The 14,334-nt window shown below is 76.3% G+C and carries 13 protein-coding genes; 6 read left to right on the forward strand and 7 right to left on the reverse strand.

The genetic code is table 11. The features are described 5' to 3' along the window. Positions 1-54: 54 nt before the first annotated feature. The 3 genes from ACIA8Q_RS29155 to ACIA8Q_RS29165 all read right to left on the reverse strand — a co-directional run bounded on the left by ACIA8Q_RS29155 (position 55) and on the right by ACIA8Q_RS29165 (position 3,358). On the reverse strand, positions 55-627 hold the full coding sequence (locus tag ACIA8Q_RS29155; protein ID WP_360222274.1) for a TetR/AcrR family transcriptional regulator: 573 nt from the start codon (positions 625-627) through the stop codon (positions 55-57). 188 nt (positions 628-815) lie between these two features. Next, positions 816-1,973 carry a PLP-dependent cysteine synthase family protein gene (locus ACIA8Q_RS29160; protein ID WP_360222271.1) on the reverse strand — a complete coding sequence of 386 codons (1,158 nt, stop codon included), beginning with the start codon at positions 1,971-1,973 and terminating at the stop codon, positions 816-818. A gap of 206 nt (positions 1,974-2,179) precedes the next feature. Beyond that, positions 2,180-3,358, reverse strand: coding sequence for an ROK family protein (locus ACIA8Q_RS29165; protein ID WP_363365580.1), 1,179 nt, complete (start codon positions 3,356-3,358; stop codon positions 2,180-2,182). Between the two features lie 116 nt (positions 3,359-3,474). Between ACIA8Q_RS29165 and ACIA8Q_RS29170 the strand changes: the two genes are divergently transcribed. Next, positions 3,475-4,818 carry an MFS transporter gene (locus ACIA8Q_RS29170; RefSeq protein ID WP_396317948.1) on the forward strand — a complete coding sequence of 448 codons (1,344 nt, stop codon included), beginning with the start codon at positions 3,475-3,477 and terminating at the stop codon, positions 4,816-4,818. A gap of 196 nt (positions 4,819-5,014) precedes the next feature. Beyond that, positions 5,015-5,659 carry a HutD family protein gene (locus ACIA8Q_RS29175; protein ID WP_360221580.1) on the forward strand — a complete coding sequence of 215 codons (645 nt, stop codon included), beginning with the start codon at positions 5,015-5,017 and terminating at the stop codon, positions 5,657-5,659. 219 nt (positions 5,660-5,878) lie between these two features. Here ACIA8Q_RS29175 and ACIA8Q_RS29180 read toward each other — a convergent pair whose 3' ends face one another. After that, positions 5,879-6,847, reverse strand: a complete 969-nt coding sequence (locus tag ACIA8Q_RS29180; protein WP_387907164.1) for an esterase/lipase family protein — start codon at positions 6,845-6,847, stop codon at positions 5,879-5,881. A gap of 255 nt (positions 6,848-7,102) precedes the next feature. Between ACIA8Q_RS29180 and ACIA8Q_RS29185 the strand changes: the two genes are divergently transcribed. Next, complete coding sequence (locus tag ACIA8Q_RS29185) at positions 7,103-8,482, forward strand: helix-turn-helix domain-containing protein (protein ID WP_360221583.1); 1,380 nt, start codon at positions 7,103-7,105, stop codon at positions 8,480-8,482. Positions 8,483-8,702: 220 nt separating this feature from the next. Here ACIA8Q_RS29185 and ACIA8Q_RS29190 read toward each other — a convergent pair whose 3' ends face one another. After that, a complete protein-coding gene (locus ACIA8Q_RS29190; protein ID WP_360221586.1) occupies positions 8,703-9,458 on the reverse strand; it encodes a DapH/DapD/GlmU-related protein in 756 nt (251 codons plus the stop codon). Positions 9,459-9,624: 166 nt separating this feature from the next. Between ACIA8Q_RS29190 and ACIA8Q_RS29195 the strand changes: the two genes are divergently transcribed. Next, complete coding sequence (locus ACIA8Q_RS29195; protein WP_360221589.1) at positions 9,625-10,464, forward strand: maleylpyruvate isomerase family mycothiol-dependent enzyme; 840 nt, start codon at positions 9,625-9,627, stop codon at positions 10,462-10,464. A 117-nt stretch (positions 10,465-10,581) separates the two neighbouring features. Here ACIA8Q_RS29195 and ACIA8Q_RS29200 read toward each other — a convergent pair whose 3' ends face one another. After that, entirely contained in the window at positions 10,582-11,355 is a 774-nt protein-coding gene (locus ACIA8Q_RS29200) for an enoyl-CoA hydratase family protein (protein ID WP_360221592.1), read from the reverse strand. Positions 11,356-11,532: 177 nt separating this feature from the next. On the opposite strand from ACIA8Q_RS29200, the gene ACIA8Q_RS29205 reads away from it, so the two are divergent. Together ACIA8Q_RS29205 and ACIA8Q_RS29210 are read left to right on the forward strand one after the other, a co-directional pair. Beyond that, entirely contained in the window at positions 11,533-12,387 is an 855-nt protein-coding gene (locus ACIA8Q_RS29205; protein WP_360221595.1) for an ATP-grasp domain-containing protein, read from the forward strand. An 83-nt stretch (positions 12,388-12,470) separates the two neighbouring features. Continuing rightward, on the forward strand, positions 12,471-12,875 hold the full coding sequence (locus tag ACIA8Q_RS29210; RefSeq protein WP_387907150.1) for a RidA family protein: 405 nt from the start codon (positions 12,471-12,473) through the stop codon (positions 12,873-12,875). 109 nt (positions 12,876-12,984) lie between these two features. On the opposite strand, the gene ACIA8Q_RS29215 is transcribed toward ACIA8Q_RS29210, so the two are convergent. After that, complete coding sequence (locus tag ACIA8Q_RS29215) at positions 12,985-14,325, reverse strand: MFS transporter (protein ID WP_396317949.1); 1,341 nt, start codon at positions 14,323-14,325, stop codon at positions 12,985-12,987. Between the last annotated feature and the right edge of the window lie 9 nt (positions 14,326-14,334).

The raw sequence follows: 14,334 nt of genomic DNA on the forward strand, positions 1-14,334 counted from the left end.
CGGGGGGCGGGGTGACGGGGGGCCGGCGGCCGGGGTCGGGGCCGGAAGGAGGCCTCAGCCGAGCAGCCGCTCGACCAGGAGGTCCACCCGCGCCCGCTCCAACCCGGGCCGCAGCCGTCCGCCGCGCACCAGCGTCACGAGCCCGTGCAGTGACGCCCAGCCCACCTCGGTGAACACCTCCGGGTCCCGCTCCCCCGCCACCTCGGCGAAGGTGCCCGCGAGCGCGGCGAAGGCCTCCTTCAACGGCTCCGGCGAGTCGGGCCGCCCGAACGGCAGGTCCGTGGCGAGGGTGAACATCGCGTCGTAGAGCGCCGGGTTGGCGAGGCCGAAGGCGAGGTACTCGTGCGCCGCCGCCGCGAAGGCCGCCGCCGGCCCGTCGGCCTCGCGCACCACGGCCCGCAACGCTGCGGCGAGTTCCGCGAACCCCTCCAGCGCGACGGCCGCGACGATCTCCGTCTTGCCCGCGAAGTGGCTGTACAGCACCGGCTGGCTGTACTCGATCCGCTCCGCCAGCCGGCGGGTCGTCACCGCCTCCCAGCCCTCGGCCTCGGCCAGCTCCCGCGCGCTGCTGATGATCAGTTGGTGCCGCTCGGCGCGTTCGCGCTCGCGGCGCTGGTGAATCGACATGGACCGATCCTAGCATCGCTAGGCAACAGAGCGCCGAAAGGCCGCGGTGTCGACCCCCGCCCGGGCGGCGCCGGCACGGCCGGCGGGCGCACGCCGCCCCGCCGGGCCGGGCCGCCGCTCACCGACCGCCCCAACCCGGCCGCCCGGCACGGCACGGCACCTGACGATCCGTCACCGAGCCTGCGGCATCAGCCCGTCCAGGCCCCGCCGGCGAGGAAGGACTCCAGTGCGGCCCGGTACGGCGCGATGTCGATCCGCTCACCCGCCAGCCAGTCGTCCGAGTAGTACTTGTCCAGGTAGCGGTCGCCCGGGTCGCAGATCAGGCCCACCACGCTGCCGCGCCGCCCCGAGGTCCGCATCTCGGCGACGATCTTCAACGCGCTCCACAGGCCCGTCCCGGTGGACGCCCCCGCCTTCTTCCCGAGCACCTGCTCCAGCAGCCGCACGGCGGCGATCGAGGCGGCGTCCGGCACCTTCATCATCCGGTCCACGGCCCCCGGGACGAAGCTCGGCTCCATCCGCGGCCGCCCGATGCCCTCGATCCGCGACCCGCGGTCGCAGACGGCCTCCGGGTCGTGGTGGACCCAGCCCTCGAAGAAGCAGGAGTTCTCCGGGTCCGCGACGCAGATCCGGGTGTCGTACTGCATGTAGTGCACGTACCGGGCGATGGTCGCCGAGGTGCCGCCCGTCCCGGCGGTGGCGACGATCCAGGCCGGCTCCGGGTGCGGCTCCAGGCGCAGCTGGGCGAAGACCGACTCGGCGATGTTGTTGTTGCCGCGCCAGTCGGTGGCCCGCTCGGCGTAGGTGAACTGGTCCATGTAGTGCCCGCCGGTCTCCTCGGCGAGCCGCGCGGACGCCGCGTAGACCTCGTCCGGCCGCTCGACCAGGTGGCACTCGCCCCCGTGGAACTCGATCAGGTCGATCTTGGCCTGACTGGTGCTCTTGGCCATGACGGCGATGAACGGCACCCCGACGAGCTGGGCGAAGTACGCCTCGGAGACGGCGGTGGATCCGCTCGAGGCCTCGATCACCGGCTTCCCGGGGCGGATCCAGCCGTTGCAGAGCCCGTAGAGGAAGAGCGAGCGGGCGAGGCGGTGCTTGAGGGAGCCGGTCGGGTGGGTGGACTCGTCCTTGAGGTAGAGGTCGATCCCCCACTCGGTGGGCAGCGGGAAGCGCAGCAGGTGGGTGTCGGCGGAGCGGTTGGCGTCGGCCTGGACCTTGCGCACCGCCTCCTTGAGCCAGGCGCGGTACTGCGGGTCGGTGCGGTCGATGTCGATCGTCGGCTCGATCGCGCTCGCGCCGCCCTGACTGCGGACGCCGCCGGCGCCGCCGGACTGGCTGCTCATGGTCTCTCTCCACTCGTTGCGCCCCCCGGTGCTCACTACGAGTGTATGAGAGTCACGATAAGTGACAATTTCCGAAGACCCAGCTTCCGCTTATCCCGCCCGCGCTCCCCGTCGAGGAGCCCGGGCTGCCCTCCCGGTCCGCCCCCGCAGCCCGTCGGCGCCGGCGTCAGCCCGCCGGCACCGGCGTCAGCCCGCCGGCACCGGTGTCAGCCCGTCGGCACCGACTGCGGATCCGCCAGGTACGGCCCCCAGCCCAGTTCGGCGGCGCCGGCGAGCGCACCGTGCGCAAGCTCCGCGCCGACGATCGGCACCCGCCCGCTGCGCCCCCACAGGCACCGTTCGGCGACCACGGCGCGCAGCCGCTCGGGCGCGGCCTCCAGCAGGTCGAGGTGGAGCCCGCTGAGCACGACCCGGTCGGGGTTGAGGATGTTGGCGACGCCGGCCAGCCCGAGGCCGAGCCGGTCGATGACGTGCTCCACCGCCGCCCGCGCCCGCTCGTCGGTGGCCGCGGCCCGGCACAGCTCGCGCGCCTGGTCGAGCAGCGGGCGGCCCGGTTCGGGGCTGAGGCCGGCGGCGGCGAACAGCGCGTCCGGGTCGGTCTCGGAGTTGAGGCACCCGCGGTTGCCGCACTGGCAGGGGCGGCCTTGCGGGTCGACGGTCAGGTGGCCGACCTCGAGCGCCAGCCCGGCGCTCCCGGTGTGCAGGTGGCCGTCGATCACCAGCGCGCCGCCGACGCCACGGTGGCCGGAGGTGACCAGCAGCAGGTGGCGGGCGCCGCGCCCGGCACCGTGGCGGTACTCGGCGAGCGCGGCGAGGTTGGCGTCGTTGGCGATCACGGTGGGCAGCGGCCGCAGCGCGTTCGGGCCGTGGTCGGCGCGCCCGACCTCGACGTCGTAGAGGTCCGCGACCGGGGTGCCGCTGGGCCAGGCGAAGTGCAGGGCGGCCAGCGCGGTGCCGTCCGGCTCGGTGACGGGGTTGGGCAGCGCGAGCGCGGCGCCGAGGCAGCGCCGGCTCGTCGCGCGGGCCAGCTCGGCACCGGCCTCGGCGACGGCGCGCAGCATCCGGACCGGGTCGGTGGCGGCGGGCAGCGGCAGGTGGACGGGCGGGTCCAGCAGGCCGCCGAGGCCGGCCAGGGTGACGCTCAGCCCGTCGGCGTGGATCTGCCCGGCGACCACGACCGGCCCCTGCGGGTCGATCGCCAGCCGGTGCGAGGGGCGGCCGCGGCCGCCGCCGGCGGGGCGCGAGTCGACGGTGATCAGGCCGAGCGCCTCGAGTTCGGCCGTGACGGCGCCGGCGGTGGCCCGGGTGACGTCCAGCGCACGGGTCAGCGCCGAGCGGGTGGGCGTCTGGCCGGTGTGGATGAGCGCGAGCGCGGGGCCGAGCAGCGTCCGGCCGCGGTCGGGGGCCGCGCGGCGGTGGGCGTCGCGCTGCGCGTCGGGGTCGACCCCGGCGCCTGGTCGCGGGCTTGAAGGTGAGAGCTGCACGCCCCTATTGTGACTTTGTGCCGCTTCGAAACAAAATCCGTTCACACTCCCGACCCGACCAGGCCTCCTCCCAGTCTCGCAGCACTCCCCCCGGAACGGACAGCCCCTGGGGCCCAGCACGTCTCGCGCTGACCGCCTTCTTCGCCGTCGACGGATTCCTGTTCGCCGCCTGGGTCGTGCGCATCCCGGACGTCCGCAGCCAGGTGAACGCCTCGCACAGCGCCCTCGGCATGGCCCTGCTCTGCCTGTCCGTCGGCGCCGTCCTCACCATGCCGGTGGTCGGTCGGCTCTGCCTCCGGTACGGCTCGCGCCCGGTGACCGTGGCCTCGCTCGCCCTGCTCAGCCTCGCCGTGCCGCTGCCCGCCCACACCCACTCCGTCACCGCGCTCGGCGGCGTCCTGCTGCTCTTCGGCGCCGGGTACGGCGGCGCCAACGTCGCCATGAACAGCGCAGCCGTCGACCTGGTGGCCCAGCTGCGACGGCCCGTCATGCCCAGCTTCCACGCCGGCTACAGCCTCGGCGGCCTGATCGGCGCGGGCGTCGGCGGACTGCTCGCCGGGCCGTTGAGCGCCTCCTGGGCACTGGCCCTGGGCGGCCTGCTCGGTCTCACCGTCACCGCCGCCGCGGGCGTGGTCCTGCTGCGCAGCCCGGCCGCGCCGATGGTCGCGCCCGTGCGGGCCGGCGGGTCCGCCCCGGCGGAGGCCGGGGGCGACACCTCGGGCACCGGTGCCGCAGGAGACGCCGGTGTCGCCGGGGCAGCCGCGGACGGCACCCCGGGCACCGGGGCGGCCGGGACCACCGCCCGGGCGACAGCGGCCGCGCCGCAGGTCCGCCTCCTCGTCCTCCTGCTCGGCCTCACCGCCCTGTGCACCGCCTACGGCGAGGGCGCCGTCGCCGACTGGACCACGCTCCACCTCACCGACGACGTCCACGCCGGCCCCGGTACGGCCGCCGCCGGGTACGCCGCGTACGCGTTCGCGATGACCAGCGGGCGGGTCGCCGGCACCTGGCTGTCCATCCGGCTCGGCCAGACCCGGCTGATGCTGCTCGGCGGACTGGCCGCGGCGGCCGGCATGCTGGTCGCCGCGCTGGCCCCGGTGGTGCCGCTGGCCGTCTGCGGCTTCGTCCTGGTCGGCCTCGGCCTGGCCAACCTCTTTCCGCTCGCCATCGCCCGGGCGGGCGCCGCGGGCGGGCCGCAGGGCGTCGCGTTCGCCTCGACCCTCGGCTACGGCGGGATGCTGATCGGCCCGGTGGTGATCGGCTTCCTGGCCGACGCGATCGGACTGCCGCTGGCGCTGACCACCGTCGCGGTGGCGGCCGGCGCGGCGGCGTTCCTGCCGCTGACCGTCCGCCGGCACTGAACACCCCCCGGGGGATCGTCGGTGATCCCCGACGATCCCCCGACGATCCCCCGGCGGGACGGCCGGCGGGTCTCGGGGTCGGTCGCGGGCCACGAGGTCACCGCCGGGCCCGCAGGTCACCGCCGGACGCGGCGACCTCCCGGCCCGGGGATCGCCGGTGGGACGGGCCCGGCCGGGTACTGGCAGGATGCGGGCCATGACGACCAGCGAACGGATCCAGGTACTGCGGGCGGCCGAGCGCCCGGCCACGGCGTGGCTCAACGGGGGCGGGGTGACCAGGGAGGTCGCCGGACACCCGGCCGGGGCCGGGTTGGACGGCTTCGACTGGCGGGTCAGCCTCGCCGACGTCGCCTCGGCGGGGCCCTTCTCGCCGTTCCCCGGCGTCGACCGGGTGATCACCCTCGTCGAGGGCCCCGGCATGGTGCTGACCGTCGACGGCACCGAGCACGCCGTCGACGCGCCGTTCCGCCCGTTCGCCTTCCCGGGTGAGGCCGAGACGGACTGCCGGCTCCTGGGCGGCCCGGTGGTCGACTTCAACGTGATGACCCGACGCGGCCGGGTCGGCGCCGGCGTCGACCTGTTCACCGCGCCGGGCGCGGTGGACGTCCCGGCGGGCGACAGCGTGCTCGTGGTCTGCCTCGCCGGCTCCGCAGCGGTCGCGGACGTGGCGGCGGTCGCGGCCCCCGCCGACGCCGCGGAGCCGGCGGACGGGACGACGGGTGCCGCCGACGTGGCGCTGGACCGTTTCGACGGCGCGCTGCTCGCCGGGCCCGGCGCCTACGAGGTGCGGGTCCCGCACGGCGGTGTCACGGCGGTGGTCTCCTTCCGGGCGTCCCGCTGACCGGCTGACCTGTCCGCCCGCCGACCTACCGATCCGCCGATCCGCCGACCTACCGACCTGCCGACCTGCCGACCTGCCGGGCAGCCGACCTGCCGGGCAGCGGCTGATCGGCTGATCGGCTGATCGGCAGGCCCGTACCCCGTCCGGCCACGGCGCACCGGCGGGGCCCGACCCGGGAACGGACTCCCCGGCCGGGGCCCCGCCGACGGGCGGCGGCGCTCAGCCGCAGAACACCGGAGTGGCGTGCGCCGGGTCGAGGGCGTTGGTCACCAGGTGCAGCGCCGTCGGCGAGAACGCGATCGCCACGTGCTCGGCCAGCGTGACCGGGCAGTGGTCCTGCAGCACCTCGTTGTCCACGGCCGGGCCGTTCAGGAACTGGGTGCGCCACGGGGTGACGACCTCGTCGTAGACGGTCGAGACGACCGTGTAGCGCACGCCGGGCACGGTGTCCGGGCGGGAGGCCATCACGCGGTTGAAGTCGGAGCCGACCGCCTGGTCGCGGCAGGACTGGCAGACGGTGTAGATCAGGTCCGCGACGCCCGGGAAGTACGGGGCGAGCTTGGTGATCCCGTCGAGCGTGGTGCCGTGGTTGGACGGCGCCAGGCCGACCATCCGCCCGACCTTGGCGGCGCCGCCGAGGAACTTCAGGTAGTAGTTCGGCAGCATGCCGCCCTGCGAGTGGCCGACGATGTCGACCTTGCCCGCTCCCGTCGCCTTCAGCACCAGGTCGACGAACCGGCCGAGTTGGGCCGCCGAGTCGGGCACCGGGCCGAGGCCGCCGATCGGCAGCAGCAGACCGCTGCCGGAGGAGGTGACACCGGGGACGGTCCCGTAGTCGAGGGCGAACACGCAGTACCCGAGGCCCTTGAGCAGCGGGGAGAGCGCGAGCCAGTTCTCGTAGCGGTTGGCGAAGGTGCCGTGCACGAGGACCACCGGGTCGGGGTGGGCCGCGCTCGGCCGGCAGTTCCAGTCGTTGGCACCGGGCGGGGAGGCCACCGAGTCGCCGTCCGGCGGCAGTTCGGCGGCCGACGCGGCGGCGCCGGGGGACGCCACGGCGGCCGGAGCCGCGATCGCCGGAGCCGTCGACGCGCCGACCAGCAGCGCGCCCGCCAGCAGGCTCGTGCCGAAGGCCCCGCCGAGCCTACGGCGCAGGGGAGTTGCGGAGAAGCGGAGAAGTGGGGTTCTCAACTGTTGCCTCCACGGCGGAAGTTTGTTACCAACAGGTAACCCGAGTGGCTCCATCATGCGGTCGCCCCTCCGGCCCGGCCCTTGGGCGTTCCCCAGACCTGGACGGTGTTCTCTGTGACCAGTCACAATGCACCCGATTGCGCGCCCCACCGCGCACCTGACCGCGCCGCCGCCCGCACATCCGGACGCGCGCCCGCCGGCCCGTCCGCTTCCGTTTCCGTTTCCGCAGCCGGCACCGCGCACCCGGGCGAGACCGTGACCGAAACCGCAGCCGCGGCCGAACCCGCAGCCGCAACGTCGGCGGCAGCCTCGCCCGCCCCCGGGACCACGGGGCGGACGGGCGGCCAGGCCCCCGGCTGGCGCGTGCCGGTGATCGGCGGCCGCCCGGCCGACCAGCGGCTCCTCGGCGGAGTACGCGAGTTGGCCGTGGCCGTGGTCGCCGCCCTGCTGGACCGGGTGCCCGTCTACCGCCGCCTGCCCCGGGAGCAGCTCACCGGCGAACTCACCCGCGACACCGAGCGCCGGATCCGCGCCCTCGCCCACGCCGTCCGCACCGGACTACCCGCCCCCGACGAGGAGTTCACCGCCGTGCGGGAGGCCGCCACCCGGCGCGCCGAGGAGGGCCTGCCGCTGGACGCCGTCCTGCTCGCCCACCACCTCGGGCTGGAGGTCTGCTGGGAGTTCGCCACCCGGCACGCGCGCGCCGACGACGCCGCCGACCTGCTCGTCCTCAACCGGCTGCTGCTGGACCAGCTCCGCCAGGCCACCACCGCGGCCGGTGCCGGCTACCTCGACGAACACCGGCCGACCGGCGACCCGCGCGGCGCGGCCCGACAGGCCCTGCTCACGGCGCTGCTCGCCGGCAGCCCCGCCGAAGAGGCCGCCGCCCGGGCCGGACTGCGCCTCCCACCGCGCTACGCCGTCCTCTGCCTCTCCGTCTCCGACCACCCCGACGAGCACACCCCCGGCGTCGAACCGGCCGTCGCCGCCCGCCGCAAACTCCGCCGGCTCACGGCCGAACTCGGCCACCACACCCGGCAGTCGGCGCTGGCCGCGCTCACCTCCTCGGGCGGCCTGGTCCTCGTCCCGATCGGCCCGGACCAGGCCCGACCGACGGCCGGGAGAGCGACCGACGACGGCCCGGCCCCCGAAGCCGAGCCCTGGCCGCACCTCGCCGCCACCGTCGCCGCCGCGGCCCGGGCCGCGGGCGCACCCGTTCTGGCCGGTGCGGCCGCCGCCGCGCCCGCCGAGGTGCCCGACGCGGCCGCCCTCGCCTACGAAGTCCTGGACGTCGCCCGCGCGTTCGGCCGCCCGCCCGGGCTCCACCGGCTCGACGACGTCCTGCTCGAGTACCAGCTCACCCGGCCCAGCCGGGCGCGCGCCCGGCTCGCCGCCCTGCTCGAACCGCTCACCGACGGCGGCGAGTTGCTCACCACGCTGCGCACCCACCTGGCGGGCGGGCTCAACCGCCGGCACACCGCGACCACCCTGCACCTGCACCCGAACACCGTCGACTACCGGCTGCGCCGGATCGCCGCCCTCACCGGCCTCGACCCCGCCCGCCCGGCCGACGTCCTGCGGATCACCGCCGCCATCGCCGCCCGGACCGCCGAACGGGCGGCGCACACGGGGTAGTCGGCCGCCCGCCCGGGCACGACGGGCCGGGCCTCGGCCGGACTCCCGACACCGACAGTCGGCCGGACCCCGGCACCGGCAGTCGGCCCCACACCCACCCGGGCCCAGCGGGCGGGCCGGACACAGCAGGCGCGCAGGAGACGGCGCGCGGTCCGGGCACAGCGGGCGGGCCGGACACAGCAGGCGGGCCGGACACAGCGGGCGGGCCGGACCACCGGCCCTACGGCTGCTCCCCCGGCAGCCGCAGGTCCCAGCCCACCAGCGCGCGCAGCTGCTCGGCGGTCACGCCGTCCGGCACCGGCTGGGGCGCGTCGTGGCGCAGCGGCGGCTGCCAGCCGTCCTCCGCGGTCCAGCGCCGGACCACCTTGGCCGGGGCCCCGGCCACCACGCTGTGGTCGGGGACGTCACCGCGCACCACGGCGCCCGCGGCGACCACCACGTTGCGGCCGATCCGGGCGCCCGGCAGGATCACCGCGCCGGTGCCGATCCAGCTCCCGGCGCCGATCTCCACCGGCTCGTTGCGCGGCCACTGCTTGCCGATCGGCAGGTCGGTGGCCCGGTACTCGTGCGCCTGGTCGGAGATGTAGACACCGGGGCCGGTCCAGACGTCGTCGCCGAGGACGATCGACTGGTGGCCGACGATGTGGCTGTCCCGGCCGATCACGCAGCCGCCGCCGATCCGGACGATCGGCTCGGGCCCGAGGTCCAGGCCCGGCAGGAAGCCCGCGCTGATGGTGACCCGCTCGCCGATGATCGAGAACGGGCCGATGGTTATCCACTGCTCGTTGAACACCGCACCGAGCGGGAACGCCAGCGTCGTGCCGTCCCCCAACTCGCCGAAGCGGTACGGGCCGGGGCTCCGGTTGGTGACCGCACCGGTCCGCTGCACCCAGCGCCAGCCCCGGTGGACGAGTCGGCCGGCGGCACGGCGGCCGCCGGACCGGACGGCGGAGAGGAGCGAACGGGTTATCGGCATGCGATCACGTTACCGGCCCGTAGGGTGCGCCCCGACTCCGGGCGGCCAACATCACACCGCCCCCGCGCCCGCCGTGACCTGCGGCGCACCCGACCGGGCCGACCCGCGCCGACGGTCTGTCCGAAATCCGCGGCCCACCGGCGGGCTCCGGTGGAACACTCCCCCCATGGAGATCATCGAACACGTGTCCGTGCTGCACCGCGAGGGCACCCTGCTCGCCGACGCCGCCGCCCGGACCGACCCGTCCGCGCCCGTCCCCACCTGCCCGGACTGGCGCCTCGGCGACCTGGTGCGACACGTCGGCCACGTCCACCGCTGGGCCGCCGCCTACCCGTCCCGCGGCCTGCGCACCCCGCTGGACGAGGCGGGCGAACGGGCCGCGATCGGCCCGGCACCGTCCGACGCCGACCTGGTCGACTGGTTCCGCGAGGGCCACGCGGCGCTGGTCGACGCGCTCACCCGGGCCCCGGCCGACCTCGACTGCTGGGCCTTCCTGCCGGCCCCCAGCCCGCTGGCGTTCTGGGCCCGGCGCCAGGCGCACGAGACCGCCGTCCACCGCTTCGACGCCGACGCGGCGGCCGGCGTCGAGGGGCCCCGGGTGGACGCCGCCTTCGCCCTCGACGGCATCGACGAGCTGCTCCGCGGCTTCATGGCCCGCAGCGGGAGCAGGCTGCGCAGCGACCAGCCGCGCACCCTCCGGGTCCGGGCGACCGACGGCCCCGGCTCCTGGCACCTGACGATCACCCGGGAGCCGCTCGGCGTCACCCTGGGCGACGCCCCCGAACCGGCCGACCTGACCCTGAGCGGCCCCGCCCGCGACCTGTACCTGTTGCTGTGGAACCGGCTGCCGGTCGGTCCCGCCCGAACCGGAGCCGTGACCGGGGCCGGGGCCGTGACCGGGGCCGGATCCTGGGCCGAGACCGGGCCCGTGGCGAAGGTCGAGCTCTCCGGCGACGAGACGCTGCTCGGCCTGTGGCGGGACGCGGCGGCCATCGGCTGGAGCTGACGGCTCCCCGGGCCGGCGCCGGGCCGGGGGCCGACCCCCGGCCGGGCGACCCGCCGCTTCCGGCCACCGGCCACGGGCCGCCGGCCGGGCCGGCCCGGAGGCCGTCCGCCCCGCCCGTCAGCGAACCCAGCGCGCGGGCCGCTTCTCCAGGAACGCCCGCATCCCCTCCTGCGCCTCCTCCGAGCCGAACAGCCGAGCCGACAGCTCCACCAGTTCGTCCGCGTCCCGCTCGAAGGAACGCACCACCTCGGCGTTGGCCAGCCGCTTCGACTCCGCCAGCCCCTGCGGGGAGCCCTGGCGCAGCGCGTCCAGCAGGCCCTTCAGCGCGACCCCGGTATCCTCGGCGGACTCGGTGGCGCGGGTGATCAGGCCGATCCGGGCGGCCTCGGCGGCGTCGAAGACCTCGCCGGTGAGGTAGTAGCGGGAGGCGGCACGCGGGTCCAGCTTGGGGCGCAGCGGCAGCGAGATCACGGCGGGCGCGAGGCCGAGCCGGACCTCGGTGAACGCGAAGGTCGCGGTCGGGCCGGCGACGGCGAGGTCCGCCGCACCGACCAGGCCCAGACCGCCCGCCCGGACGTGGCCGTCGATGACGGCGATCACCGGCTTGGTGCAGTCGACGATCGCCCGCTGCAGCTCGACCAGGCCCCTCGGGCCGACCGTCGGGTCCGCCCCGGTCGCCTCGGACAGGTCCGCGCCCGCGCAGAACACCTTGCCGGTGTGGCCGAGCACCACGGCCCGGACCTCCGGGTCGGCCGCGGCGGCCGCCAGTCCGGCGCGCAGTTCGGCCATCAGGCGGGTGGAGAGCGCGTTGCGGTTGTGCGGCGAGTCGAGGGTGATCGTGGTGACGGCGTCGGCGGTGGTGACGCGGACGAGGGGCTCTGCGCTGGTCATCGGCGGGGCCTGCCTTCCGGCTGAGGGTGGGTCGGACTGCCGCGCCGCCCGGGGTGCCCGGGCGACGCCCGGACGACTCTGGCACGCCCACCCGCCCCTCGGCCAGAGCCACCCTGCGCCGGATCCCGGCGGAAAACCGGTGGTGGCGACCACCACGCGCACGGCAGCATCGCCGCCATGACCACCGACACCGTGCTCCTGCTCGCCCCGCGCATCAACGAGACGGGGCTCCAGCTGCGCACCGCCGCCGGCCGCCGCGGCCTGCGCGCGGCCGTCGCGCAGGCCTGGCAGGCGCCGCCGGAGCTGCTCGGCTCGGCCGTGCACGTGTACGGCGGGCCGCTGTTCGCGGACGCGGTCGGGCGCGAGCTCGACCTGGCGCTCCTGGAGCCGCCGGCGGACTGGCTGGCCCGTCTGCCGCACGCCCTGACCGGCCGGCAGGTGGCCTGCACCACCCTGGCCGAGGCGCGGCGCCTGCGCCGCCGGGCATTCGTCAAGCCGCCCGCGGACAAGCTGTTCGCCGCCCGGGTCTACCCGGACGGCGGCGCGCTGCCGGGCCCCGAGCTGCTGGACGGGGACACTCCGGTCCTGGTCAGCGAGGTGGTGCGGTTCCGCAGCGAGTACCGGCTGTTCGTCCTGGACGGCACGGTACGAGCCGCCTCGCGCTACGCGGTGGACGGCGACCTGTCCGTCGCACCGCTCGGCACGACGAACGACAGCGGGGCGAACGGCAGCGGGGCGGCCGATGCCGAGGTGGACGCCGCCGAGGCGGCCGACGCCCTCGCCTTCACCGCCGAGGTCCTGGCGGCGTCCGGGCCGGGCGCCGCGCTGCCGAGCGCCGTGGTGGTGGACGTCGGGCTCACGGACGACGGCCGCTGGGCCGTGGTCGAGGCCAACGCGGCCTGGGCCAGCGGGGGTTACGCCGCCGACCCGGAGGGCGTCCTCGACGTGGTGCTCCGTGCCGGCGGCCCGGCCGCACGACTCCCCGGCTCCGACCGGCCGTTCCTGCGCGAGCTGCCCGAGGTCGTCCGCTAGGGCTGGGGACCGCGCCGAGGACCGAGCGCAGGACCGCGAAACCCGGGTGCGGCCCGGTCACCCGCTCGGAGAGGATGGTCGCCATGACCACCTCGCACCTCACCCACATCGTCGAGCCGCCCGGAGTCGCCCCCGGGACGGGCTACACCCAGGTCGTCACCGGAACCGGCCGGCTGGTCCTGGTCTCCGGCCAGGTGGCCTTCGACGAGCACCGGAACCTGGTCGGCGCCGGCGACCCCAAGGCGCAGGCACGCCAGATCTTCGAGAACCTGCGCCGCTGCCTGGCCGCCGCCGGGGCCGACTTCTCCGACGTCGTCAAGTTCACCTACTTCATGACCGACATCGGCCACCTCGCCGCCATCCGCGAGGCCCGTGACGAGTACCTCGGCGCCGTGCTCCCGCCGGCCTCCTCCGCGATGCAGGTCTCGGCGCTGTTCCTGCCCGAGGTGCTGATCGAGATCGAGGCCATGGCGGTCGTCCCGGAGTAGCCGACCACCCCCGTCGGCCGGCTCCCCCGGGCCCCGCACTGCTCGGGCCCCGGCGCCGCGGCTCGGGCCCACATCCGCCGCGCCGTCACAGCAGCCGTCACACCGTCCGTCACACCGGCAGGACGGACCCGCCCCGCCGCCCGGCCCACCGGACGGCGGGGCCCATCGCCAGGCCCGCCGCCGCCAGCACCCCGCCCAGGACCGCCCAGCCGACCGGGCCGAAGCCGATCACCGCCGTGGTGACCAGCGCCGGGCCCGCCATCATCGCGGCCGCCGTCCCGGCGTTGTAGACGCCCTGGTAGGCGCCGTGGTCGCGCTCCCCCGCGAGGTCGTAGCTGAGCGCCCAGCCGCCCGCCTGGCCGAGGACCTCGCCGAGCGACTGCAGCGCCACTCCGCCGAGCACCACCAGGGCCGCGACGACCGCGGGCAGGCCGTGCGCCAGCGCGATCACCAGGCAGGAGGCGGCGAGCAGCAGTCCCGCCCGGCCGCAGAGCCGGGCCGCCGTCGCCCGGTCCTCCGTCCCCCGGGTGGCCCGCACCTGCAGGGCGACCACCAGCAGGGTGTTGACGATCAGGGTGCCCGCGACGGTGATGCGCGGCGCCTCGGTGTCCTGGACGATCCACAGCGGCACGCCGACCTCGAGGACGGCGAACTGCAGGCAGAGCACCGAGTTCAGCACCGTGACCACCAGGAAGGGGCCGTCCCGCAGCGCCGGGTTGCGCCGCCGCGCCCGCCGCCCGTCCGGCTCCCCGCCACCGGCCTGCGGTGCGGTCGGCGCCGGGCGCTCGTGGGCGGGCAGACGGTGGAACAGCACGGCGACGACCGCGAAGGAGGTGGCGTCGGCGAGGATCGCCGCCAGGTAGACGGGCCGGGTGTCCACCTGGAGCGCGACCGCGCCGACGGCCGTGCCCAGGCAGATGCCGATGTTGGTCACCACCCGCAGGTAGGCCCGGCCCGCGACCCGGCGCTCGGGCGGCAGCACCTCGGCGTACAGGGCGTTGCGCACCGCGGCGGACCCGCGGTCGACGGCCGCGACCCCGCAGGCCAGCGCGACGAAGGCCGGGTAGCTGTGCACCAGCGCGTACCCGGCGGTGCCGACCGCCTCCGCCACCACCAGCACCACCAGCACCGGCCGGGCGCCCCACCGGTCGGCCGCCCGCCCGGCCGGCACGCTGGCCGCCACCCCGCACAGTCCCGCGGCGGTCATCCCGAGCCCGAGCTGGGCGGCGCTCAGACCGAGCACCCGGGTGAAGAAGAGCACCGCGACGGACAGCGAGAGTCCGTTGCCGACGGTGTTGACCAACGTGGCCCCGGCCAGCCGACGGACCATCGGGTCGGGGTGCAGGCGCCGCCGGACGGCCCCCGGCAGGCCGTTCCCGGCGTCCGGGTCTCCCGCGTTTCCGGGCATGGCGAGCGGAGGTGCGGAAGTCTCCGCAGGTGAGGAGGTCATGCCCTGATC

The organism is Kitasatospora sp. NPDC051705 (assembly GCF_044453265.1).
In the GTDB taxonomy this organism is placed as follows: Bacteria; Actinomycetota; Actinomycetes; order Streptomycetales; family Streptomycetaceae; genus Kitasatospora.